The organism is Prosthecobacter fluviatilis (assembly GCF_055388355.1).
This window is the reverse complement of record NZ_AP043782.1, coordinates 213,369-237,825: the sequence shown is the minus strand read 5'-3', so window position 1 is coordinate 237,825 and position 24,457 is coordinate 213,369. Positions and strand designations below refer to the sequence as shown.

General features: G+C 65.2%; 16 protein-coding genes. 9 read left to right on the top strand and 7 right to left on the bottom strand.

Going from position 1 to position 24,457, the window contains the following annotated elements; translation table 11 throughout:
- Positions 1-14 precede the first annotated feature (14 nt).
- The 5 genes from ACZ5WW_RS00915 to ACZ5WW_RS00895 form a co-directional block, all read right to left on the bottom strand.
- Complete coding sequence (locus ACZ5WW_RS00915) at positions 15-692, bottom strand: hypothetical protein (protein ID WP_377170347.1); 678 nt, start codon at positions 690-692, stop codon at positions 15-17.
- 513 nt (positions 693-1,205) lie between these two features.
- Positions 1,206-1,919, bottom strand: a complete 714-nt coding sequence (locus ACZ5WW_RS00910; protein WP_464694203.1) for a LuxR C-terminal-related transcriptional regulator — start codon at positions 1,917-1,919, stop codon at positions 1,206-1,208.
- Between the two features lie 132 nt (positions 1,920-2,051).
- A complete protein-coding gene (locus ACZ5WW_RS00905) occupies positions 2,052-2,504 on the bottom strand; it encodes a hypothetical protein (RefSeq protein WP_377170351.1) in 453 nt (150 codons plus the stop codon).
- Between the two features lie 1,236 nt (positions 2,505-3,740).
- Positions 3,741-8,846, bottom strand: coding sequence for a PAS domain-containing protein (locus tag ACZ5WW_RS00900; protein ID WP_377170353.1), 5,106 nt, complete (start codon positions 8,844-8,846; stop codon positions 3,741-3,743).
- Positions 8,843-9,400 carry a heme NO-binding domain-containing protein gene (locus tag ACZ5WW_RS00895; protein WP_377170355.1) on the bottom strand — a complete coding sequence of 186 codons (558 nt, stop codon included), beginning with the start codon at positions 9,398-9,400 and terminating at the stop codon, positions 8,843-8,845. Before ACZ5WW_RS00895 ends, ACZ5WW_RS00900 begins: the two co-directional genes overlap by 4 nt.
- A gap of 240 nt (positions 9,401-9,640) precedes the next feature.
- Here ACZ5WW_RS00895 and ACZ5WW_RS00890 point away from each other — a divergent pair, with 240 nt between their 5' ends.
- Both ACZ5WW_RS00890 and ACZ5WW_RS00885 read left to right on the top strand, forming a co-directional pair.
- Positions 9,641-10,000 (top strand): nuclear transport factor 2 family protein, encoded by a 360-nt coding sequence (locus ACZ5WW_RS00890; RefSeq protein WP_377170357.1) that lies wholly within the window; start codon positions 9,641-9,643, stop codon positions 9,998-10,000.
- A 187-nt stretch (positions 10,001-10,187) separates the two neighbouring features.
- A complete protein-coding gene (locus ACZ5WW_RS00885) occupies positions 10,188-10,742 on the top strand; it encodes a hypothetical protein (protein WP_377170359.1) in 555 nt (184 codons plus the stop codon).
- Positions 10,743-10,851: 109 nt separating this feature from the next.
- Here ACZ5WW_RS00885 and ACZ5WW_RS00880 read toward each other — a convergent pair whose 3' ends face one another.
- Positions 10,852-11,118 (bottom strand): hypothetical protein, encoded by a 267-nt coding sequence (locus tag ACZ5WW_RS00880; RefSeq protein ID WP_377170362.1) that lies wholly within the window; start codon positions 11,116-11,118, stop codon positions 10,852-10,854.
- A 298-nt stretch (positions 11,119-11,416) separates the two neighbouring features.
- On the opposite strand from ACZ5WW_RS00880, the gene ACZ5WW_RS00875 reads away from it, so the two are divergent.
- From ACZ5WW_RS00875 to ACZ5WW_RS00845, 7 genes are all read left to right on the top strand, one after another.
- Positions 11,417-16,213, top strand: coding sequence for a hypothetical protein (locus ACZ5WW_RS00875; protein WP_377170364.1), 4,797 nt, complete (start codon positions 11,417-11,419; stop codon positions 16,211-16,213).
- Between the two features lie 8 nt (positions 16,214-16,221).
- Positions 16,222-16,467 carry a hypothetical protein gene (locus tag ACZ5WW_RS00870; protein ID WP_377170366.1) on the top strand — a complete coding sequence of 82 codons (246 nt, stop codon included), beginning with the start codon at positions 16,222-16,224 and terminating at the stop codon, positions 16,465-16,467.
- A 221-nt stretch (positions 16,468-16,688) separates the two neighbouring features.
- Positions 16,689-16,931 (top strand): hypothetical protein, encoded by a 243-nt coding sequence (locus ACZ5WW_RS00865; RefSeq protein ID WP_377170368.1) that lies wholly within the window; start codon positions 16,689-16,691, stop codon positions 16,929-16,931.
- Positions 16,932-16,967: 36 nt separating this feature from the next.
- Positions 16,968-17,759, top strand: coding sequence for a hypothetical protein (locus ACZ5WW_RS00860; protein ID WP_377170371.1), 792 nt, complete (start codon positions 16,968-16,970; stop codon positions 17,757-17,759).
- Positions 17,760-18,273: 514 nt separating this feature from the next.
- On the top strand, positions 18,274-19,902 hold the full coding sequence (locus ACZ5WW_RS00855) for a hypothetical protein (RefSeq protein ID WP_377170373.1): 1,629 nt from the start codon (positions 18,274-18,276) through the stop codon (positions 19,900-19,902).
- Between the two features lie 56 nt (positions 19,903-19,958).
- Entirely contained in the window at positions 19,959-22,235 is a 2,277-nt protein-coding gene (locus ACZ5WW_RS00850; protein ID WP_377170375.1) for a hypothetical protein, read from the top strand.
- Positions 22,232-22,459, top strand: coding sequence for a hypothetical protein (locus ACZ5WW_RS00845; protein WP_377170377.1), 228 nt, complete (start codon positions 22,232-22,234; stop codon positions 22,457-22,459). Before ACZ5WW_RS00850 ends, ACZ5WW_RS00845 begins: the two co-directional genes overlap by 4 nt.
- On the opposite strand, the gene ACZ5WW_RS00840 is transcribed toward ACZ5WW_RS00845, so the two are convergent.
- The gene (locus ACZ5WW_RS00840; protein WP_377170379.1) at positions 22,450-24,444 is read right to left on the bottom strand and encodes an acyltransferase family protein; all 1,995 of its coding nucleotides are present in this window, start codon (positions 24,442-24,444) and stop codon (positions 22,450-22,452) included. The two genes, ACZ5WW_RS00845 and ACZ5WW_RS00840, sit on opposite strands and share 10 nt — an antisense overlap.
- Positions 24,445-24,457 lie beyond the last annotated feature (13 nt).

Sequence of the window (24,457 nt, the reverse complement as noted above, 5' to 3'; positions counted from 1 at the left end):
ATCCTTCCAGAATACTACAGCCCGTTATTCAATACATCAGAATACAGCACGTCCGCGCACTTCTCGCACACTGTGTGGGAGCTGCCGCGCCCCGTCGTCATGAGGCGCAGGTCGTCCCAGTGCATCCAGCCGTGCTGCGCCGTATGCACACGGCGGCAGCAGCTGCACGTCACGGGGTGCGCTCCCGGGCCCGCCATTTCCAGAGACTGTGGCGCGGCAGGCTGGGGCGGTGCGGCAGGTCTCAGCCGGGCCAGGTAGGTCTGCAGGCTGCAGCGCAGCCCGTCCAGCACGCCCGCGCGCCGCTCCGTCATCTCAAAGCCCTGGTCCAGCTGCATGCCCAGCACATACTTGCGGCCGTCCGCCGCCAGGCCAGAGGAAAGCCCCAGAAACAGCAGCACACTGCCTGCCCACGGCACTGTGGCCACACTCTCATGGGAAGCCGCCGCCGCCTGCCGGAGGATGAGCTCCTGCAGCCCGGGGGAGATCTCCATGGTCTGCTCTCTCCGCAGCACGATCTGGCAGCCCCCTGCCGCATGGCTGGCCACCCACGCATGCCTGCAGCCCAGCAGCGAGCAGGCGGTGTCCAGCGCGTAAAGCGCCGCCCATGAAAACACACCGGGCTGGCTGCCAGCATCGGCATGATAAGGCGCAGGCGCCTCGCAGTGGTCGCAGGTGACGGGGGGGGAGATCATAATGGTATTTATATACTTTAGGCCCCGTCCTCCGCGCGCCTGCCGCCTTGGGTTAACCCCATTTTTAGCCCCCGTTGAGTTACCTCAATCCCCTCCTTGGCAGACAGCGCAGACGCACGCCAAGGTGTGCGCATCTCCGCAGCGGCCGTGTTTACCGGTGCGTGAGGCTGTTGGGCTGGCGGTGGTCCGCGATTACCGCCGCCAGCTGTGGCCTCAGGTGGGTTCTGGAAGCCTTTGCCAGCATGCGCGATGTGGGGGGAGGATGGGCACGAAGGCGCCTGTGGCTGTGGAAGAACTCGGCGTGTCTGCGGAGTGCTGCGGACTGAAGTCCGCGCTCCCTTCCGGAGGGATCTGCAAACGTGTGCTGGGTGCGGGGATCAGGATGCTCCGCCTCGGGCTCCCAGCGCTGCCGCGTGCGCAGTCCGCACCGCCCGCCGCATTGGCAGCCTCAAAGACCACAAAATACCACAAGGCAGCGCAATGGCCCGCATCCGCACCTGCTCCACTGCATGTCTAGGCGGCCACCGCCTCAGGCCGGGCCGTCCGCGTCCTGAGCAGGATCTGCTCAGGCCTCAGCTCCAGCATGCCGTGCTCCAGGCAGTAGCGCGCGATTTTCGCCACGGAGTCGATCCCGGTCTTGCGCGCGATGTTGTGCTTGTGCACCGCCACCGTCCCGGCCGAAAGGCCGAGCTCCGTCGCGATCGACTTGATCGGCCTGCCTTCGCCGAGCTTCAAAAAAACCTCCAGCTCCCGGCGGCTGAGAAGGTTCATGGGATCTCCTGTCTGCAAAAAGCTGATGTACTCCATGAACTGCTGCGCAATCTCCGGCGAGAGATGCTTCCTGCCGGCCAGGACGTCCTGGATGGCGGCCACCAGCTCACTCAGGGGCCGGGACTTCGTCACCATGCCCAGCACGCCCTCACTCATGGCCTGGTGCAGCCAGAAGGTGCTCACCTCCGCGGCCAGGATGAGCATCCTGGTCCCCGGCGCATGCTCGCGCACCTCAAGGATCATGGAAAGCCCCGCGCTCTCCAGCCCGGAGATGTCCGCGATCAAAAGGTCAAACGCATGGTGCTTCATGAGCAGCCGGGCTTCATTCAGGCTCGACGCGGTGATGAATGTCATCTCCGGCAGCTCACGCCCGAGAAACGATGTGAGCATTTCCAGAAACATCGTCTGGGAGTCCACCAGGAGCACGCTTTTTGGGGTCATCGGGATCGGGGTCATGATTGGGCACCGCGCCTGGGCTGGCAGGCACATCGGCGCCGCCTGTTTGCCCGAAGTCCCCGCCCAAATAAAGCAGGCTGATGGGTTACCACAACGAAGGCCCGCGCGGCAGCATGCGGCACTGCGCCGCCCTCATCCATGCTCAGGACCCGCCCGGAGGCACTCACGCTGCACCAGCTCCCTGCCACCCAGCATCTGGGAAATGCGCAGCCGCACGAGCCGCCAGAAGCCCATCGGCAGCGGCACCAGCGGCACGCCCGCGTTTCTCACCACGCCCACGGCACGGTCGTCCCACAGCGCGATCATCTGATGATCCTTGCGGTTCGTGATCTCCAGCCTGGGCAGCTGGTAGTACGCGCACCACTCGTGGATGAACCTCTCGCTGACCGGGTCTCCGGCGCGGGCGGTGAAAATTTTGACCTTCCGCCCGGTCTTGATCCAGTAGCGCACGCGCTTCAGCATGGCCGGCACCGCAGGGCCGATGCAGTGCGGGTGCATGCCCGAAGTCGTCCGCGCGAGCGTGCCGTCAAGGTCCACCCCGATCCACCCTTTGCGGGGGTACTTCGGCAGGCGCAGGTCTTCCATGTCTGTTTCTTGCTGTTGCAACATCGCCCACACCTACCAGAGATTTGCGCAGAGGGAGAAACGGGAAAGCGTACTCATTTGGGTTACCACAACATACGCCGATCTGGTATTGACAGAGGCCGCCTCACCGACGCCGCAGCACACCGGCCAAAAAACACCCAAGGAGGGGCCGAAGGAGTCCGCCGGAGGCTGGCTCTGCCTTGCAGCCTCTTGAGCATGGGTGAGGTGGCAAATGCCTGGCATTTTTCCCATGGCATTTTTCCCACACAAGGCGTGTGTTTGCGCCATGAACGTGCGGGGTGAGGTGGTGTGGAATGCGGGGGCTATGGGTGTGGCGGGGGCGTGAGGGATCGGGACGATACCTCTCCGCCGGAGGGCGGAGGCTCTGGAGGAGTGGGACCATCTTGGTCCCACCACGCTCCGCAAAGTCTACGTTGTGGCGTGAGGGAAGCGGTGAGTCAGACCCTGACGCGGGGGCTATGGGTGTGGCGGGGGCCTGAGGGATCGGGACGATCCCTCTCCGCCGGAGGGCGGAGGCTCTGGAGGAGTGGGACCATCTTGATCCCACCACGCTCCGCAAAGTCTACGTTGTGGCGTGAGGGAAGCGGTGAGCCAGACCTGGCGCGGGGGTGGTGTGGAATGTGGGAAGCGCTGGGTGTGGCGGGGGCGTGAGGGATCGGGACGATCCCTCTCCGCCGGAGGGCGGAGGCTCTGGAGGAGTGGGATCATCTTGATCCCACCACGCTCCGCCAAGTCTGCGGCATGGCGTAACGGATGGGGTGAGCCTGACTTGGCGCGGGGGTGGTGTGGAATGTGGGAGCGGTGGGTGTGGCGGGGGCCTGAGGGATCGGGACGATCCCTCTCCGCCGGAGGGCGGAGGCTCTGGAGGAGTGGGACCATCTTGGTCCCACCACGCTCCGCAAAGTCTGCGGTGTGGCGTAAAGGAAGGGGTGAGCCTGACTTGGCGCGGGGGTGGTGTGGAATGTGGGAGCGCTGGGTGTGGCGGGGGCGTGAGGGATCGGGACGATCCCTCTCCGCCGGAGGGCGGAGGCTCTGGAGGAGTGGGACCATCTTGGTCCCACCACGCTCCGCAAAGTCTGCGGTGTGGCGTAAAGGAAGGGGTGAGCCAGACTTGGCGCGGGGGTGGTGTGGAATGTGGGAAGCGGTGGGTGTGGCGGGGGCGTGAGGGATCGGGACGATCCCTCTCCGCCGGAGGGCGGTGGAGACGGAGGGGGCTCAAAGGGCGGCACGCAGGTCTGCGATGGCCTGCTGCACGGAGGTGTGGAGTTTCTGGGCGCAGTCTTTGGGCAGGGCGCGGCTGCGGCGGGAGGCGGTCTCGAGGGTGGTGCAGTTTTCTGAGACGGCGCTCATGCCAAAGAGGGTGCTGGAGCCGCGGAGGGCGTGGGCTTCCCGGGCGGCGGCGGCGGTGTCTGCGTGGTCAAGGGCGTGCTGGAGGCGGGTGAGTCTGCCTGGGGCTTCCTGGAGCCAGAGGGCGGCGATCTGCCGCGCCTCCTGGTGACCGAGCTGTGTGGCGAGGCGGTGGAAGGCGGCGGCGATGGGCGTGGTGGCCTTGGGCGTGGTGGCCTTGGGCGTGGTGGCTTTGGGCGTGGTGGCCTTGGGTGTGGTGGCTTTGGGCTTGGTGGCCTTGGGTGTGGTGGCTTTGGGCGTGGTGGCTTTGGCTCTTTTGGGTGCTTGGGTGGCTGGCGTGGCCGTGGTGGCGGGGGATGTCGCGGCGGCTTCGGCGGTGGGAGCGGGCCCGGCGGCGGACGGCTCAGGGGTGATGCCGGCGAGGAGGGCTTCGAGGGTGTCCTGCTCGAAGGGCTTGGTGAGGTAGTCGTCCATGCCGGAGGCGAGGCAGCGCTCGCGCTCTTCGGGGAGGGCGCTGGCGGTCATGGCGATGATCTTGCAGCGGGGCGGCCTGCCGGGGGTGCTGCGGAGGCGCTCTTCGGCCTGGCGGATTTTGCGGGTGGCGGCGTGGCCGTCCATGATGGGCATCTGGCAGTCCATGAGGATGGCGTCAAAGGGCTGCCTGCGGAAGGCGGCGACGGCTTCGCGGCCGTTGGCGGCGACGGTGTGGGCGCAGCCGAAGGATTCGAGGAGGAGGCAGGCGAGGCGGGCGTTGACGCGGTTGTCTTCCGCCACGAGGACGCGCAGGCCGAGGCTGCGGTGCCGGGGCGCGGTGCCGGGCGTGGCGGCGGGGGTGGCGGAGAGCTGCCAGACGGCGCTGCGGAGGGCGGCACGGCGCAGGGGGAGTGCGACGGCGGGCGGGCCGCCGTCTGCGGCGGTACCGCCGATGAGGATGAGGTGCGGCGGTGCGGGGCTGGCGCGGTGGAGGCGCTGCAGGGCGGGCGTCATCCAGGCGGCGTCCACGAGGAGGACTTCATGGGGGTGACGCGGGGCGGTGAGGTGGGCGCGGAGCTGCCTGCGCGGGAGGGGCTGAAACTCGACGCCGGGGCCGCTGAGGGCGGCGCGGATGCTCGCGCTCTGGCGCGGGGAGGCGTGGGCGATGCGGATGAGGCGGGGCGAGCCGGCACCGGGGGCCGGGGCGGCGGGCGCGGGGCCGGGCTGCAGTGGCACCTCATACCAGAAGGTGGCACCCGGGCCGGGGCGGCTCTCCACGCCGATGCGGCCGTGCATGGCGTCCACGAGCTTTTTGCTGATGGCGAGGCCGAGGCCGGTGCCGCCAAAGCGGCGGGACTGGGAGCCGTCCACCTGGCTGAAGGGCTTGAAGAGGCGCTCCTGCGCGCCTTCGGGGAGGCCGATGCCGGTGTCTTCCACGAGGAAGGCCACCTGCCCTGCCGCGCCGGGCTGCACGCGGATGGTGACGTGGCCGGTGTCGGTGAATTTGACGGCGTTTCCGGCGAGATTGAGCAGCACCTGGCGGAGGCGGCCGGGGTCTCCGAGGATGACTTCGGGGAGCGCGGGGGAGATGTGGGTGGTGAGCTCGAGGCGCTTGGAGGAGGCTTCGTGCTGGAGGAGGTCGGCGACGCCTTCGACGAGGTCGTCGAGGGCGACGGGCTGCACCTGCAGCTCGATCTGCCCGGCCTCGATCTTGGCGAAGTTGAGGATGTCGTCGATGATCTTCATGAGCGCGCCGCCGCTGTGGAGGACGGCCTCGACCATCTCTGACTGCGGGGGGGCGAGCTGGCCGGCGCGGAGGAGGCCGGCCATGCCGAGGATGCCGTTCATGGGGGTGCGGATCTCGTGGGAGATCATGGCGAGGAATTCGCTCTTGGCGCGGCTGGCGGCCTCCGCCTTGTCGCGGGCGGCACGGAGCTCTTCCTCGATCTTGCGGCGGCGCTGCTCCTCGCGGCGGGCGACGATCATGCTGCTGACGGCGGCGAGGAAGGGGTCGAGCTCTTTGACGCCTTCTTCGTCGTAGCCGTCGGGGCGGTTGGCCAGGCCGATGAGGCCGACCATTTCGAGGCCGTTGTAAACAGGGAGGCCGAGGAAGGTGTGGATGGGCGGGTGGCCGGGTGGGAGGCCGCCGCGGCGGGGGTCGTGGGCGGCGTCATTGGCGATGAGCACCTCCCCCGTGACCATGGGGATGCCGAAGAGGGTCTTGAGATTGCGGAACTCCAGGCCCATGGGGCCCATCTGGCGCATGATGCTGCGCGTCTCCTCATTCCAGGCGATGTCGGTGAGGCCGTAGGAGCGGAGGTAGGGGGCGCCGGTGTCGTCGCGGAGGACTTCGCCGACGAAGCCGAAGCCGCTGCGGGTGTGGGAGACGACGACGTCGAGCATCTCGGCAAAGACGGGGGCCACATCCACGGCGCCAATGAAGTGCTCCTGCGCGGCGCGGATGCCGTTGAGCATGTCTGCACGGCGGCGGGCGGCCTCCTCGGACTGCTTGCGCATGTGGATGTCCATCTGCGTGCCGATCATGCGCTCGGGCTTGCCGTCCTTGGTGCGGGCGACGATGCGGCCGACGTCCTGCACCCATTTCCAGGAGCTGTCTTTGCAGCGGAGGCGGTGCTCGCAGATGTAGTCGGGCGTCTCGCCGCTGAGGCATTTGTTCATGGCCTCCATGACGGAGGGGAGGTCGTCCGGGTGCACGCGGGAGGCCCAGCTGTCCACGTGCTGGGGCCACTCTCCGAGCTCGTAGCCGAGCATGCGCTGGATGAGGTCTGTGTAGAGGACGTGGCCGGTGAGGATGTTCCAGTCCCAGACGCCGAGGCCGTTGTTTTGGAGGGCGAACTGCCAGCGCTCCTCCGTCTGCTGGAGGGTGCGCTGGGCGAGGACGAGCTCGGTGATGTCGAGCACGGTGCCGATGACTTCGCGGGCGCGGCCGCCTGCGCCGCGGCCCACCTCGGCGCTGCTGCGGAGGTGGCGCTCTTCGCCGTCCGGGCGGAGGATGCGGTAGGTGGTGGTCATGGGCTGGCCGGTGCGGACGACGGTGTCCACAAAGTGCATGACGGCGTCGAAGTCGTCGGGATGGATGGCGCGGCGGCAGAGGTCCATGTCCACCTCCACGGAACCGGGCTCGTAACCGTAGATGTGGTACTTTTCGTCTGACCAGCGGATGTGGCCGGTGGCGATGTCCATGGTCCAGTTCCCGAGGTGGGCGATGCGCTGGGCCTGGCGGTAGGCGTCCTCCGTGCGGATGAGCTCGGTCATGTCCTGCATGGTTCCGACGAGGCGGCAGGGGGTGCCTTTTTCATCCAGCTCTGCGGCGGCGCGGGTGGTGACGTGGCGGATCTCCCCGGTGGGGCGGGTGATGCGGTAGGCGACCTCCTGGCTGAGGCCGGTGCGGGCCACGGCGTCCAGCGTGCCGAGCAGCTTTTCCAGATCCTCCGGGAGCACGCACTGGCGCACGTGGTCCAGGGTGGGGCTGAAGCTGCGGGGCTCGAAGCCGTGGATGCGAAATTTTTCGTCTGACCAGGAGAGGGCGTTGGTGCGGAGGTCCCACTCCCAGGTGCCGAGGTGGGCGAGGCGCTGGCCCTCATTCATGGCGCGCTCGCTGCGGCGCAGGGCGGCCTCGGCCTCCAGGCGCTTGAGCAGGAGCCCGAGCTGGCTGCCGATGCGGTGGAGCGCCTCCAGGAGGTCGGGGTCGGGGGCGTCGAGGTGGACGCTGAAGAGCTCCACCACGCCGCGGATGTGGCCGTCCACCGGCACGGGAAAGGCGACGGCGCCGGTGATGCCGCACTCTGCTGCCGCGTGGCGGCGGGGGAAGTTTTCGTCCTGGCGGACGTCGGTGATCCAGTGGCTGGTGCGCTCCGCCCAGACGCGGCCGGGCAGCCCCTTGCCGGAGGGAAAGCTCATCTCGCGGGAGGACTGCATGAAGGCCTCCACTTTGGCGCCGCTGCGCTGCCAGGACTCGGAGAGGTGCATGACGTCGCCGCGCACGCCGGGCACCCACCAGTTTCCGACGGTGGCCTGGATCTGGCGGCCCAGCGCCCCGAGCATGGACTGGATGAGGTCTGGGAGGCGGACGCCGCTGGTGATGACCTCGGCGGCGGCGGCTTCGAGCTGGCGGCGCATTTCATTGCGCTTTTTGCCGGAGACGTCGGCCTCGATGGCCATGAAGTGGGTGACCTGGCCTTCGGGGTCAAAGATGGGCTGGACCTCGATGTCCACCCAGTAGGTGGTGCGGTCTTTGCGGTAGTTGAGGATCTCGCAGCGGAAGCTCTCGCCGGCGAGGACGTGGGCGCCCATCTCGCGGGCGGTGCGGAGGTCGGTGCGGGGGCCCTGGAGAAAGGCGCCGGGCTTGAGCCCGCGCACCTCGGCGAGCGGCCAGCCGGTCATGCGCTCGAAGGCTTCATTGACCCACTCGATGCGGCCCTGGCGGTCTGCGAGGATGACGGCATTGTCTGTGCGCTCTGCGACCATGGCGAGCTTGCGGGACTCGGCCTCTTTTTCGATGAGCCTGCTCTGCTTGTGCCGCAGGCGCTCATTGAGGACGAGCAGCTCTTCATTGGCGATGCGGTGCACCTGGGCGACGTGGAGGAGGTCCTGCGCGGAGTCGTGGGTGGCGAAGTCTGCGAGGGTGAGGCCGAGGCGGTCGAGCTCTTCGGGGCTCTGGAGCCATGGGGTGCCGAGAAAGACCTCCAGCCGGGCCTCCTGCAGGTGCATGACCTGGCCGCGGAGCTGGAGGCCGGTGTCCGGGTGGAGGAGGAGGAGGAGGATGCCGCGCGGGGCGGCGGGGCTGAGGGTGCCCTGCGGGCGCTCGAGGCGGAAGGCCTCGTCCACCTGCATGCCGAGGGCGAGGCCGGGGATGACGCGCCGGAGGGAGGGGCCGATGCTGAGGATGCGCCCGGCCTCGTCCCACGCAAAGACGAAGGGGAAGACGGCCTCCACGCCTGCCCAGGGCATGCCGGGCATGGGCTTTTCCCGCGCGCTCATGACTCGGTGGGCTGGGGTTCTTTCCAGGTGATGCGGAAGACGTCGTGGTCCGCGCCGGAGTCGCGGCTGTGCTCCTGGGTGATGTGGGCGGTGACGGCAAACATCTCCGCGAGGCCGTGGAGGAGGCCCATGACAAAGGCGGAGAGCCCCTGGCGGTGGCTGCGGTAGTGCAGGCGGACGTGCCCGGGGGCGACGTCGGTACACTGAAAGTCCGGGGGCTGCAGGGCGGGAAAGATCATCATGATGCGGGTGTGGAAGTTGGGCAGATTTTGGAGAAACTCACCCAGATTCCGCCCGCCGGCGCGGAGGAGAAGGCCGTAGCCGTGGTGGGCGGTCTTGAGCACCCACCAGCGGCCAAACTCATGGAGCACGCGCTGGGCGGGGAGGCCGAGCACCTCTGAGGCGGCACCCATGAGGCGGTAGGTGACCTCGTCCGGGTAGGCCTGGGTGGAGATGAAGATCTCGTCGTCCACCTCCGCGCGGAGTTTGATCTGCTGCCAGACTTCTTCGCCGTGACTGGCGATGATGAGGTCCTGCACCGCTTTGTTGACCATGCCGTACATACGTGCTGAAAAAAGGAGCTGAGGGTGGGGGATGGCCCGGGATAAGCGGGCATGAGAGGGAGGGAACCCAGCGAGGGGGTTAACCCAAAAACTACCCTGCCCTGCCGTGTGTGGAACCACTGCCTTGGGTTAACCCGTTTTTGAAAATGGAGAGGACGCTGAATGCTGAACATGGAATGCGGGGGGGCTTGTCATTTTGCGGGGGCGGGCCACGGTGGGGGGATGTCACCGATGCCTGAGCCGCATGCTTTTGCCGAAGAATGGATCGCCGCGTGGAATGCGCATGATCTGCCGCGCATCCTTTCGCACTACTCGGAGGACCTGGAGTTTGAGTCGCCCTTCATCTCGCGTGTGCTGGGGGCGGGGGCCACGGCGGTGCCGAACCGGCTGGTGGGCAGGGAGGCGGTGGCGGTCTACTGGGGCCAGGCGCTGGCGCGCTACCCGGACCTGCGCTTTGAGCTGCGCGGGGTGCTGGCGGGGGCGCACTCGCTGTGCGTGCTGTACCAGTCGGTGCAAAACCTCCCGGCGGCGGAGTGTTTCTGGTTTGATGACCAGGGGCTGGTGTGCCGCGCTGCGGCGCATTACGCGTGAAATGGCGGCGGCCGGCCGGCGGGATGGCTGGCATGAAATACCAGAGGATTGCGGAGACGCGGGAGGAGGCGGGCACGGGCGCCCACGCGCGTGGAAGCACTCTGCGTGTCTGCGGAGTGCTGCGGACTGAAGCCCGCGCCGCCTGCCGGAAGCCTCTGCCGCCATCACCCAGGTCTTCACCTCCCGCATGCAGCAGCTCGGGCACCTTGGCGGAGACTTCACCAAAGGCGCGCTCAAGGAGAACATCGAAGAAACCGCCGACGGGCTCATCTCAGCCATCGCCAAAGCCGTCGGCACCGGCCACAGCGTGCAGGAGGCGGTGGGAGACTACGTCAAGCAGATCCCTGAAAACGCCATCGTCACCTCCTTGGTCGGCGGAGGCGGAGAGGCCATCCCCGCCGCTGGCGGCTCCACCGTACGCCGTCCTCCGGGGCAGACCGCCGCCACTCCCCCAGCCCCGCAGCAGCACAGCGCCGCCGCCGTGGCCACCCCTGCCTCACAGCATCCCATACCAGATGCTACCACGCCAAACACCACCGGCTCGGCTCAGCAACCGTCCACCACCGCCAACGACCGCCAGCCATCCCAGCCCCTTCCCTCCGGCTCCGGCCAACAACAGACAACCACCACGAACAACAGCCAGCACCGCAAACACCCGCCGCCCTCCCCGTTCCCACGTTTGAGGAAGCCGGCACGGCCAAACAGACCATCGACAAGCTCAAGGCGCAGAAGGGCCCTCTGAGCCCGGAGCAGCAAAAGGAGCTGGATGGGGCGGAGCGGACCTTCGCCAGAAGGACGGAGTACAACATCCTCAATCAGCAGGCCGGCATTGAGAAGCGCGGAGGGAAACTTCACCCCACCACCGCGAAAGCGCTGGAGGACGCCCAGGCCACGCTGGCCCGGCCCCGCGCTGCGGGAAACACGGACAGCGTCGGCACCCCGGGCAAAACCACGTCCTTCACGGCGAGTTCCAGCGGCCCACTCCCACCCGCAGACACCACCACCACCCAGGGCGACGCGCCGCCCGCAGGCACCGCATCCGTGGAAGTGTCGCCACGCGCAGAAACCAGCAGCGCGCCAGCACGCACCCCCGGTTCGCCATCGCAAACCACGGCCACCTCCAGCACGGGCTCATCACAGCCACCGCCAGCAGCCGTCGCTCACCGTCAACCACCGCAAAGCCCCCAGCCGGCTTCCGCCAGCCTTTGACATTCTGCCTGAATTCATCCGCCGCCCCCAGCCCGCCGTTCACGTGATACCACATCGCATTATTTCCTACCTATTCATGCTTTTCTGGTTGCATTTCAGCGACGCGACCCAAGGTTTCAGTCCTGCGGGACTTATTCATGCCCGCGCGACCCGACGCTGTGAAGAACACGGAAGGTGCCACCGCCGCCCTGCGGCCACGCATCCGCCATGTCCTATTCCTTCCAGCTTTCAGACCTCCTCCATCCCGCCGCCGAAGAAGACGAGCAGCAGCAGCCGTTTAAAAAGCAGCGCCCCGCAGGCCCTCCGCAGTCCGCGCCGCAGCCGCAGCCGCAGCCGCAGTCCGCGCAGCCGCAGCCGGTGGGCATCCCCTACCGGCCGCAGCCCGGTGCAGCCACCTCGCGCTGGCTGACGCCCATGCTCGCGCCCTGGGAGCGCCCCAAGGCCGCAGCAGCCGCACCGGCCAGCCCCGTCCCCTACGCAGCTCCGGCGAGACCCGCCGCGCCTCAGCCTCAGCCTCAGCCTCAGCCTCAGCCTCAGCCTCAGCCTCAGCCTCAGCCTCAGCCAGCACGCGCCGCCCAGCCTGCCACGCCGGTGCCCTCCGCAGCCCCGCCTGCGCAGGCGGGCGCCTGGGGCAGGCCTCCCGCGCCCCCTCAGCCCGCCACGCCAAAGCCAGAGCCCTCAGTCATCACGGAAAACCTCAGGCAGCATGAGCTGCGTGGCAGGCAGCGTCAGGAGCAGCTCCTCGGCCAGGGTGCCGAGCAGGTGCGCCAGCAGGCTCAGGAGGAGGCCCGGCTGCAGTCTGCCCAGCAGCGCCTGGAGACCGCACGCCAGACGCACGCAGCCCTCTCGGACGCGCCCGTCCGCTATGAAAACCGCGACGGCAGGCTGGTGCGCCTCCAGTCCGCAGCCGGCGGAGCCGGGCAGGTGCTGCCCGTCGATCCCTCTGACACCCGCGAGATGCAGAAGGGCTCCGACTGGCTGCAGCAGCACGCCGCCGCCACGGCGGAGCTGGCCGCCGCCGAGGCCGCGCATGCGCCTCTGGCCGCAGGCGTCCAGGGCTTCAAAGAGCAGCGCCAGCAGCTGGCCAAAAAACTCGTGGAGGGCCATCGCTGGCAGCAGTCCCTGCAGCAGCACGGGCGGCACAGTGCCTCCGGTGCGGGAGGCCCCCCGCCCCCCTTCATCCCCGCCAGTGCAGACCGCGCGCTCCTCGCCCGGCTGGAGGCGCAGGGGCACCCCCTGGCCGCCGCCGTCAAAGAAGAAATGACACCGCCAGCGGTGCGTCAGCTTCAGGAAAAGCTGGCCCAGGCCGCGCCGGGCACCCCCATGTCCATCCTGGATGCCACCACCGGCGGCACCCCCGGCAGCGGTGCCAAGGCCACGCTGCAGGAGCAAGCCGCCGCACGCGATCTCGCCCTGAAAACCATGGGCGTGTCAGATCCGAAAGCCACCCTCACCCCGCAGCCAGACGGCACGCAGGCCCTGCACTGGCCCCGCTTCGGCGGCACCGCCCCCGTGGCCGTTTACGATCCCACGCAGAAATCCCTGACCGTGCATGCAGAAAATGGCAGCCTCAGCGAGGGCACCCGGCAGATGCTGCAAAACCTCGCCGTGCCGCCCGCACGCCCGGGAGCAAAGGCCAATGCCGACGGCTTGCCCGTTTATTTTGGCAACGGCCGCCGCACCACAGAGGCGGAGCTCAGCTCCCTCATCGAGGCAGGAAAAAAGGCGCACGAGTCCGCCCGCACCCCGGAGGAGCGCGCCGCCGCGCTGGAAAGGCTGGGCCTCTCCCCCGCAGGCCTGAAAAAGCGCTGGGAGTCAGGCACACTCTCTCTCCAGCAGGGACTCGCGCTCAATGGCGTCTTCAACGGCGTCGTCGAGCCAAACACCACCCGCACCGGCACCGACGGCGCCATGCAGGACTGGGGAACCGACCCAAACAACAAGGAACTGGGCCACTGGCTCCACGATGGCACCCCCGAGCAGCGGGCCTATGCCATCAATCAATACTTCAAACAAGCCCGCCAGCGCGCAGAGGGCAGCCTGCTGGCCAATCCGGACCGCATCGATGAGCTCAGGCGCAGCGCGCTCGGGCAGATCAAAGACGGCAATCCCGAATGGGGAAAGCCCGGCGCAGCCTCCCCCGGCAGCCGCACTGAGGACGGGCCCCCGGGCATCGAGCGCATCCCCCTCCAAGGCGGCGGCGCAGCCCACATCCCCAGCGGCACCTGGACCGCCCACGACTACGAGACGCTGGACCAGCACCCCGACATCCTCAAAATGCCCCACGCCGAGCGCGAGGCCGCCGTGGACACCCTCCTGAGCGACTACCACGACCAGCTCGTCCAGCAGCCCGGCGGCCTCACTACCACAGACTACCAGAAGTTTCGCCAGACCGCCCAGGCCCTGCGCGACCGCGTGGCCGCACAGAAGGGTTTGGGCGACTTCGCCGGGCAGGGTGCCGATCTCGTCAAAGAAGCCGCCAAAAGCGAAGTCGGCACCCACGTCGCCGCAGGCGCGGACCTTTCCTTCTTCAACCCCGACGGCAGCCCGCGCATGCCCGGCAGAAATCTCAAGGAGCAAAGCCGCTTCGAGGCGCAAAAGGCCAGGGACACCGCCCAGCGCCTCGCCCAGCCCGCCGCAGAAAAGAAGATCGATGCCGCCCTCGAGGCCATCCATCAGGACATCCGCAATGGCAACTTCCCCGTGGGGGATCCCGAGGCGCAGGAGAGGTGGATAGATGAGGTTTCCGCCAGGCTCAATCCCCAGCGCCAGCAGTGGTTTGACGCCGTGCAGGGCCCCGCCGACCCAAACACCCCCGAGGGCAAAAGGCACCTCGCACACCTGCAGGAGCAAACCCTTGCCAGCGCGGAAAATCGCGCCCTGCTCCAGGAGTACATCCGCACCGGCAACAAGGAGCGGTGGAAGGAGCTGGAGCACAATCTGAAGAAGACGCCGCAGCGCGCCCAGACCGAGGAGGACCAGCAAAACAGCCTCAAAAACGACCCCCTCGTCCGCGGCCTCAGCCATGCCACCGGCGCCGACTTCGGCGAATACATGCAGGGCGCGCCCGGTGCCGTCGCGGGCCACTTCATCCCCGGCATCGGCATCGGCAGCAAAGGCGGCCGCGTGGCCAGGTATGTCCGCAAAGGCGCACGCATCGCCGCAGACATCGGCGGCACCGTGGCGCAAAACACCATCGAAAACCCCGACTCCGACTTCGAGGACCACAAGAACGCCGTCATCGCCGACTACGCCACCTCCTTCGGCATGAAGCCCCTGCACTACACCGTGGGCAGGGCCGGCCAGGTGATCAAAGACCACCGCCCCGGCAAAGGCCAGCCCGACAGCCCGCCCCCGCCCTCCGACGGCCAGACCTTCGAAGAACGCGCCGCCCTTGAGAATGGCAGCATGCCCCTCCCCCCCATGGACACCGCCCAGCCCCAGCAGCAAGGGGCTGCACCCGCCCAGACAGCCCCGCCTTCATCACAGCACCCAATACCAGAGACTACCACACCACCCACCCCAGGCTCCGGCCCCGAAAAACAATCGCAAACCACGGTCAGCAGCAGTCAACCACCGCAGACTCTTCCACCGCCAGCAGCCGATCTCAAAGAAGTCGGCCAGGTGCTCGACAACATCCAGCGCCTCAAAGACAAGGCTAAAGAAGGACCGCTCAGCCTTGAGGAGCAGCGCGAGCTCGATCACAACGAAAAAGTCCTCGCCCACACCCGGGTCAAGAACCTGGAAACAGAACAGGCGGTCATCAGCAGCCTGCCCCAGCCACGCGAGCTAGATCCCGTCAAAGCCAAGGCTCTGGAGACCGAGCGCGCCATCCTGCAAAGACCGGTGCCGGGCGAGGCTCCAGCCGGAGGCGGCGCAGGTGAACCCGTCCCCGTCCCTAGCAACAGCGGCGAGGCTTCTCCATCGCCACTGCCAGGCAATGACGGCCATGGCGGCGGAGCAGCTCCTCCAGAATCACCGCCGGTTCCCTCAGAATCAACTCCCTCGAAGAGCAGCGAATCAAGCTCTACGGACGCAACAAAGAATGTAGCTCCTCCACCGCTGCAGTCATTGGACAGGAAACGGCATCAGGAGCACCGCGAAAAATATGACCGCAAGCGCGCAGAGCCACGCAATGCAGAAGTCCAGGAAGACCTGAAGGCCCGTGAAGCCCCGCTACTGCATCCTGAAACCGGCGTAGATGCCGCACGCAAACGCATCGAGACTACCACTTTTGACATGGTGGAGAACATCGGCGGCACACACGTTAACCAGACCGACCACCTGAAATCACCTGATGGTGTGGAGGTCGTGCACAAACCCAAGGATGGGCAGGTGAAAGAAAAACACCGTGCGGGCATCGAGCCAGAAACCACCGGCCAGCGAGAAGTCGCCGCTTCGAAGGTCGCCCAAGCATTGGGGATTGATCTTGTCCCCCCTACCACCATGATCACCCACAGTGGTCAGCCCGGCTCCGCACAGTATTTTAAAAGGGGCTTGATAACCGGAGACAAGGCCGCCAAGCCACCTTACAATGTTAAGGTCGACCCAAAAACCAAGACACCTGTCAACTTGCCGGACTCCGTCGCTGAAGACTGGCAGCTCACTGATGACCTGCTGATGCACAGCGACCGCTACCAAAAAAATTACATGCTACTCCTCGATGGAGACAAGATTACAGAAGCCGCTCTTATTGACAATGGCTACTCCCTGCCCGCCAATACAGGCGTCGTCGAAAAACGTTTCCCTGGCCCACGCGAAGGAAAACCCATCTCTCCACTCAACCAAGAACGCCTGCACCGCATGCTCGACAACGAAGAATCACTCAGGAAATCTCTATCCAGTCATCTTGACGAGGATGCACTCGACGGCCTATTTGCCCGGGCCAAAGCCTTGCTGGCACGCGGCACCTACGGCAATTTCAAAATAGATGAAATTAATGCCCATCTTTCACCAGCAAAGCAACACATTGAATCTGTGCCTTATTATGATTCCTCCCAATAAACGAAGCCATGAAAGTTGAAATACGCACCTTCTACGAAGATCACAAAAACGGTGAACTGCTCGAGACCTGGAGGTTGGGCAGCAATGGTCATGCCACCTGTGACGATTCATCCAAGCAGGCGGAAGTCGAACAAGATGGCATCATTGGCAAAGGAGGTCGAAAATATTTCCCCAAAGATGGAGAGGCATTTCTGCGCAACTATCCATACGAATATGCCAATAGCAGCTTTACTCGAGCTATCATCATAGAATAGCCCACTCGAAGTGGCGCCCCCTTTCCCCGCTGAATCAAGCACGACTGCACCGAATTCTCGGCAATGAGGATTCACTCAGGCAATCTCTAAAGGATCACCTGAAACCTGAAGCCATGAAGTATGGCAACTTCACCCTGGATGAGATCAACGCGCACCTGCCTCCAGATAAACAACCTTCTCGCGCTGTGCACTGGGGCGATAAGTCCCAATAATCCACCACCATGAAAGTCGAAATATACAGCTATGACATTGGTCAGGATAGACGTAGTCTGCACGAAACCTGGACCTTGGACAAAAACGGCCATGCCGTCTGCGACAGGGCCTTCGAGCAGGATTTTATGGAAATGCACGGGATACCCTACGAGGGAAAAATGCTCTATCCCAAGGACGGGGAAACCTTTCTGCGCAACCTGCCTTGGGAATATGCACACTGCAGCTTGGTTCGTGCTGTCGTTGTAGAGTAACAGTCCGCATCTGCAGATGCCGACTAAATGCCAGGCATGAATGGCACTCAGTTAAGCGCATTCGTCGTGGCATTTAAGCTCAGGGCACCGACGCGAAAAGTAGCACGGGCAATCCTGCCCGTGAAGAGAGCGCTGCTTACGGGCAGGATTGCCCGTGCTACTGCCCTGACTCGTTTTTCACAGACCTCCAACGACCTTTTGTCACAATTGCACACTGACCCCGTTCACAAATCAAACAACTATATAGATATGGACTTCGTGAAGGATATTGAAAATCCACTGCTTTATTGGGTTCAACGAATCGAGGGATCACCCGATGATGGCCTTCGTCTGTGGGGAACATCTCCCGCAGGCACCTTCGGCTTTGGTGGGGAAGAGCGTTCCTACACCGGGGATGTTTTTTTGATCTCAGACAAAGAGCGTCGAGAAGAAAAAGAACTCTCGATCGTGCAGGGGCATACAAACAGCCGGGGCTTCTTTTGGAGCCCTTGGGGAAATCCTCCCCCCCAGTATCCAGAGCCCCCCTTCTTGATAACGAACTACCCTGCATTGCGATTGATACGCAAGCAGGAGATTTCCTTCACTCCCAAGCACAACTGGCGCATGCTCAATGACATGACCATTCCCGTGGAGGGCTTTTGGGTTTGTCGCCCGGACTGGATGGGATGGTTGCAAGTAGACAAGAGGAAGTCCAATCGGCAGGGCATCCTGTGGCTTTTCTCAGACCGCCCAGATGTCACCATTGAACCAGGAACAGAACTGGTGTTTTGCGGCAGCCCAGACGAAACCTTTGTTACCGTGACTAACTATCAGGAGCCCACAAATTGACTTCAAGGATAAAGCTTATAAAAGCCCGTAGATGCCGGCAGCTTTGAAACAATCCAAATCGATTTTCATTTTCAGCCGATAGCCTTCATCACAGCACCCAATACCAGAGACTACCACTAAACGGGCGTCCGACCTTGCGACATTCGGCGCCGCTCAAAACACCATCAAAAAGCTCAAGTCTCAGCCAAGCCCGCTCAGCCCGGACCAGCAGAAGGAACTGGCAGCCGCCGAGCACACCGTCGCCAGCACCATCGAGTACAATCTCCTCAGAAAGCAAGCCGCCATTGAAAAACGCGGCCTCACCCTCCACCCCACCGAAGCCGAGGCGCTGAAGAATGCGCAGGCCACACTGGCACGCCTGGCACCGGCAGGCACCAACGCCCAGCCTTCAAACGGTGCCGAAGCCAGGACCGCGACACCGGGCGCACCCCAGGCATCGGACAGCACCGAAGGCCCACGCCTGCAGTTCAGCCAGGGCGGTGCAAATCCCAAACCCATCGCAGACAGCGACATCGTGGACGCCCACCGGCTCCTGTCTCAGGAGGAAGACGCCTTCCAGCTCGGCAAGAGCAAGCCGGACACTTCCAAGATGGGCACCGACGATGCTCTCAACACACTGGCCCAAAGCTACTCGCAAGATGGAATGGAACTCAAAGTCAGCAGGGCAGGCCCTACCGACCGCGCCTTCCGCATCGAGACGCCCAACGGAGAGGCTGTCGCCACACTGGACCATGACAATAAAACGCTGCGCCTCAACAGCGCCAATCTCGACAGCAACACCACCAAGCGCGGCGGCGGGACCAATGTCTATCAAATGGCCTCTACTTTCGCGCAGCAGCATGGTTATACATTCCTGCCGGATACATCGGTCAAGCCCGTGGCACAAAATCGTCGTATCAGCCAGATGATCTCCTCCGTGCTGCGGCATGGAGGCAGCACAAAACACTTTGATGGAGACGCCACCTTTAAGGGGGCCCAAACCGGCGATCAGATCATTGCGAACGAGACGCCCGTCACCAAAGTCGAGCTGCCCGGCTGGAAGCCTGGCGACGACGAACACAACCTCGCCCTCATGCTGCGTCGTGAGCATGCCGACGTCATGGCTGAGGCCAAGGCACGCGGCATCGACCTCAGTCATTTGACATACGACCCCGACTCACACACCATCATCAATGGCCATACCGGGACCCCCCTTACAGAAGGAGCTCTTAAATCTCTCGTGGACCGATTTGAACCCGGAGATAGTGGAGTCGGCAAGACAACACTTCTTAGGGCCCTTGTCACCGGATCCACGCTACAAGGACGCAGATCCGATGGGAGCATTCAGCCTCTACATGACGATGCGGGAGGAGACCCCGGAGGGCAGGGAACTGGGGCGGCTGACCGGGACATGGTGCGCCTGGCACGGGGTCTTTACTATAGCCGACCATCGGGCGGCGCTGGAGGCGTTCCGACGCGGCGACTGGGTGACGCCGTATCCGAACGGCCCGGTGGGCTCGCCACCGCCGTTGCCAACGTATCCGACCACCTTAAAACCCAGGTCCCCGGACTCCTCAACGACAGAACCCACGTCTTCCACAGCACCGAAGACTTCTTAAACTCCGACTACGCCAAGGAGCATCCGCTTTCCAAGGAGGACCTCGAAAAGCTCCCCTCCGCCGAAGGCTTCCACGATCCCAAGACCGGTCACAACGTCGTCATCGCGGGCAATGTGGAGCTGCGCCCCGGCGAAACCCCGCACGATGCCCTCACCCGCGTCATCCTCCACGAGCGCGTGGGGCACGATGGTTTGCAGGCCCTGCTGGGCTCGCAGGACAGCAAGGCGCAGAAGCATTGGGCGGGCCTGACCCAGCGCATCAAACCGCAGGAGCTGGACGCTATCGCCCATGAGCCTGGATACCAGCATCTGGCAGGAGACCGCAATGCGCTGGCCCACGAATGGTTCGCCCGGCAGGCGGAAAAATCCCCGCACCTGCTCCAGCAGCCCGGCCTGCTACGTGACATGTGGGAGGCCTTCAAAGCCCAGCTCAGGAAAATGAGCAACAACTGGAAGGACACGGACGAAAGCCATCTGGACACCCACCTGCACGAGCTGCTGCGCCATTCGCGGAGGGCGGCTTTGAGACCTGTTTCTTCGCGCTAGCCCCGCCCTCCGACGGCCAGACCTTCGAAGAACGCGCCGCCCTTGAGAATGGCAGCATGCCCCTCCCCCCCATGGACACCGCCCGGCCCCAGCAGCAAGGGGCTGCACCCGGCCAGCCAGCCCCGCCTTCATCACAGCACCCAATACCAGAGACTACCACTAAACGGGCGCCCGACCTTGCGACATTCGGCGCCGCTCAAAACACCATCAAAAAGCTCAAGTCTCAGCCAAGCCCGCTCAGCCCGGACCAGCAGAAGGAACTGGCAGCCGCCGAGCACACCGTCGCCAGCACCATCGAGTACAATCTCCTCAGAAAGCAAGCCGCCATTGAAAAACGCGGCCTCACCCTCCACCCCACCGAAGCCGAGGCGCTGAAGAATGCGCAGGCCACACTGTCACGCCTGGCACCGGCAGGCACCACCGCCACGCCAGCAAACGCTGCCGAAGCCGGGAAACCGACACCGGGCGCGCCCGCAACGCCAGGCGCTCCGCAGCCGCAGAGCAGCGCCGAAGGCCCACGACTGCAGTTCAGCCAGGGCAGTTCAGAGCAAGGAAGCTCAGAGAAGAAAACCGCCGGACAGGTGATGCAAAACCTCGCTGGCGACGAAGGCCGCTTCCGCCGTGGCAAAGCCAGCCAGAGCAAGGACTTCGGGGAAATTGCCAAGGAATACGCGCTGCCTGAAGAGTTGAGCCATGTGCGTGAGCATGAAGATTTTGGCGATGTGCCAACAAAAAAGATCTATCGCATCGACTTGAAAGCTGGTGGCCATGCCTTCCTGCTTCATGGCACAAATGGCAAGGTGTGGGTAGACACTTCCCAGATGCGCAGTCCCGATGGCCAGGCGGTGGAAGGCGGAGACCTCGTCTATCAAGCGGCCATGACTTATGCCCACAACAATGGGCTGAAGTTTGTCGAAGATCCGAATGGGGTGAAGCCAATAGCGAGTTTTCGTCGCATCAGCCAGATGCTTTCCAATGCCATGCGTCATGGCACCACGGAGCACCTCACTCCTTCCAGCGTAGAAAATGCTCCTTCCCTTAACGCCACCATCCCAGGCTGGCGACAGCAGCAAGGCCCCGAGGACACTGCCACTTATGAGCATAACATCAACCAACTCGCTCTCGCGGAGATGAACGAGGTGGAGAAAAAGATGCGTGACTGGCCGGGGTATGTCCAAGTAATGAAGCGGTTTGCCCCCAAGAACAGCAAGCCATTTCCAGAGCCTGGTCCTCTTGGCCACGTGCAGCTCCAAGACTTGAAATGGAACCCTGAAGATGATACGGTCACCCATGTACCTACCGGGCGCAGGCTATCCGAAAGAGATTTTAAACAAATCGTATCAGGACTGGACCCCGGAGGAAGCGGAGTTGGTCCGACGACACTTTCTCGGGCCCTTATTGCACGACAGGCGCTTCTCGGAAATGCCTCTGGGGGCGATAGCGTCCCAAATCTGGGGACTGAGGAACTTGGTGGACGAGGACGAGGAGAAGCTGATGTACATGGCTCAAAATTATTCAGAATACTCGAAGCGGGCCAAAAACTCTTTTACTCGCAGCCCGGGGCATCAGAAAATAGTGGATTGGATGAAGGCAGCCGAGGCGGAGGCAGCGGCCGAAAACTCGCCAGCCACTTCGGCTCCGATCCAAGACAGCTAGCGCAGCAAACGGCGCAGACGGCGGGCATGCTCAACCAGCGTGTGCCCGGCTTGCTCAACGACAAGACCCACGTCTTCCACAGCGTCGAAGACCTCCTCAACTCCGACTACGCCAAGGAGCATCCGCTTTCCAAGGAGGACCTCGACAAGCTCCACTCCGCCGAAGGCTTCCACGATCCCAAGACCGGTCACAACGTCGTCATCGCGGGCAATGTGGAGCTGCGCCATGGCGAAACCCCTCACGACGCCCTCACCCGCGTCATCCTCCACGAGCGCGTGGGTCATGACGGCCTGCAGGCCCTGCTGGGCTCTCAGGACAGCAAGGCGCAGAAGCATTGGGCGGGCCTGACCCAGCGCATCAAACCGCAGGAACTGGACGCCATCGCCGATGAGCCTGGATACCAGCATCTGGCAGGAGACCGCAATGCGCTCGCCCACGAATGGTTTGCCCGGCAGGCGGAAAAATCCCCGCACCTGCTCAAGCAGCCCGGCCTGCTGCGCGACATGTGGGAGGCCTTCAAGGCCCAGCTCCGAAAAGTGAGCAACCACTTGAAGGACACCCCCGAAAGCCATCTGGACACCCACCTGCACGAGCTGCTGCGCCATTCGCGCAAAGCCGCGCTGCGCCCATCTTCCACCAGTCAGGCCGACGCCCAGCCGGGAGCCGCACGCACTTGAATACCCCCAGAGAGTCAAGGATACCTGCCACTTTCGAAGAAGCGTTCGAGGCACGGAATACCGCCGACAAGCTCAAGGCCCAGAAAGCCCCTCTGAGCCCGGAGCAGCAGCAGGCGCTGGGTGCGGGGATCAGGATGATGCCCGTTCCGGCCGGGGGCATGAAGGATGCGACGGTGGCGGGCTACCAGATCCTTTCAGGAAATGGCACGGGGTTTCATTCCTGAAAGAGCGGCTGAAAGAGGGGGGTGAGGAGGGCGGCGCCTTCCACGGTGAGGTGGTTGGTGTCAAAGTAGAGGACTTTTTCGCCTTGGACGACGCGGCAGGTGCCGTGGGGGGTGAGGAAGGCGGGGGCGGGATCGAGCAGGGTGGCGCCCATGCGGGCGATCTCGTCAAAGGTGGACTGCAGGGGAGCCTCGGCGCGGAGGTGCTGCGCGGGGGTGGTGCCGAGGGTGTCGAGGCTCTCACCGTGCAGGGTGCGGAGGGCGACGACGCGGGGCACCTCAAACCCGGGTGCGGGCACGTCTCTGACGAGGTAGACGCGCGCGCCGCCGGCCTGCAGGGTGCGCACGGTGCTGACGAGCGCGGCTTTGAACTCGGCGGTGGGGGGATAGACCTCCCAGCGGGCGGCGAGGATGATGTGCGGGATGCGCTGTGCGGCGGCGTAGGCGACGATGTGGCGGGCGGTCTCGGGCGCGTCCTGATGGAGGGATTTGAGATTGGGGGGGACGTAGCCGAGCACTGGCGCGGTGCCGCCGTAGGCGGAGAGGAGGCCGCGCTGGCGGTGCTGCTGGCAGAGGGTGTGCAGGGCGGGGGCGAGGGCTTTGGCGTGGCTGTCTCCCCAGAGCAGGAGGCGCACGGGCATGCTGCCGCCGGGGCCCGGGGCGGGCGTGCTGCCGCCGCCGCCGGGGGTGACGCCGCTGCTGCTGCTGGCATAGGGGCCCAGCTCGATGTACCGGCCAGCGCGGGCCCGGGGGAGATCGACCTGCTCCTGAAAGGCGCGGCTGGCGCGTGCGGCGGAGAGGGCGAGCACGCGCGGGGGGTAGCGCCCGGGCATGCCTTTGCGGAGGTAAACGAGGGCTGCGAGGAGAAAGAGCAGGGCGCTGGCGAGGCCGGCGGCGAGGAAGAGGCGGCGCGGGCTGCGCAGCACGCGGCGCTGGCGCAGGGGTGTCTCGATGCATTTCCACGTGAGCACGGCGAGCCCAAAGGCGGCGAGCAGCAGGCCGAGGCGCACGGGGACGCCGAGCGGGGCGGGCTGGGTGTGCAGGTAGCGGGCCAGGGCCAGCAGGGGCCAGTGCCAGAGATAGAGCGGGTAGGAGACGAGGCCGATGAGGACGAGCGGCCGCCACGCGAGCAGCCGCCCGACGGGCGTGGGACCCCCTGCGCCGGAGGCGATGATGAGGGCGGCACCGAGGCAGGGCGGCAGCGCGGCCAGCCCGGGAAAGCGTGTGTGCTCCGTGTAGGCAATCACGGGCCAGGCGATGAGGGCGAGCCCGGCGAGGCCGCTGACTGCGCGGCGGGGCCCGCCGGCGGAGAGGCGGCCGCCGCTGCCGGCGAGCAGGGCGCCGAGCAGGAGCTCCCACGCACGCGAGGGCAGCAGGTAAAAGGCGGCGCGAAAGTGGGGCGCGGAGTGCGTGGCCAGCACGCTGAGGCCCAGCGAGACGACGGCGAGGCCGAGGAGCCAGCGCCGCCAGCGGGTGGGGCGGGTGCGGAGCAGCCAGGTGAGCAGGAGGGGAAAGACGAGGTAGAACTGCTCCTCCACCGCGAGGGACCAGGTGTGCAGCAGGGCCTGCGCGTCCGAGCTCATCTCAAAGTACTCGATGCCGCCGCGCCAGAAGAAGAAATTGGCGGCCATGAGGGTCTGCGCGAGGACGGACTTGGCCATGTAGATGAAGTCTTCCGGCAGGTACCAGCGCCAGCCTGCGGCCAGCACGAGCGACACCACGAGGGTGAGGGCGGGCATGATGCGCCGGATGCGGCGCTCCCAGAAACGGCGGAGGCTGAAGGCGCCTGCGGCGTGCTCCCGGAGGATGAGGGAGGTGATGACGTAGCCGGAGATGACAAAGAAGACATCGACCCCGACAAAGCCTCCGGGGCAGCCGAGCCCGGCGTGGCAGAGGATGACGGGGAGCACGGCCAGCGCCCGGAGCCCGTCGATGTCCGGCCGGTAATGCTGCGGCGGGAGTTCGGTGCTGGGGAGGGGGGGCGGCATGGGGCGTGGGGGC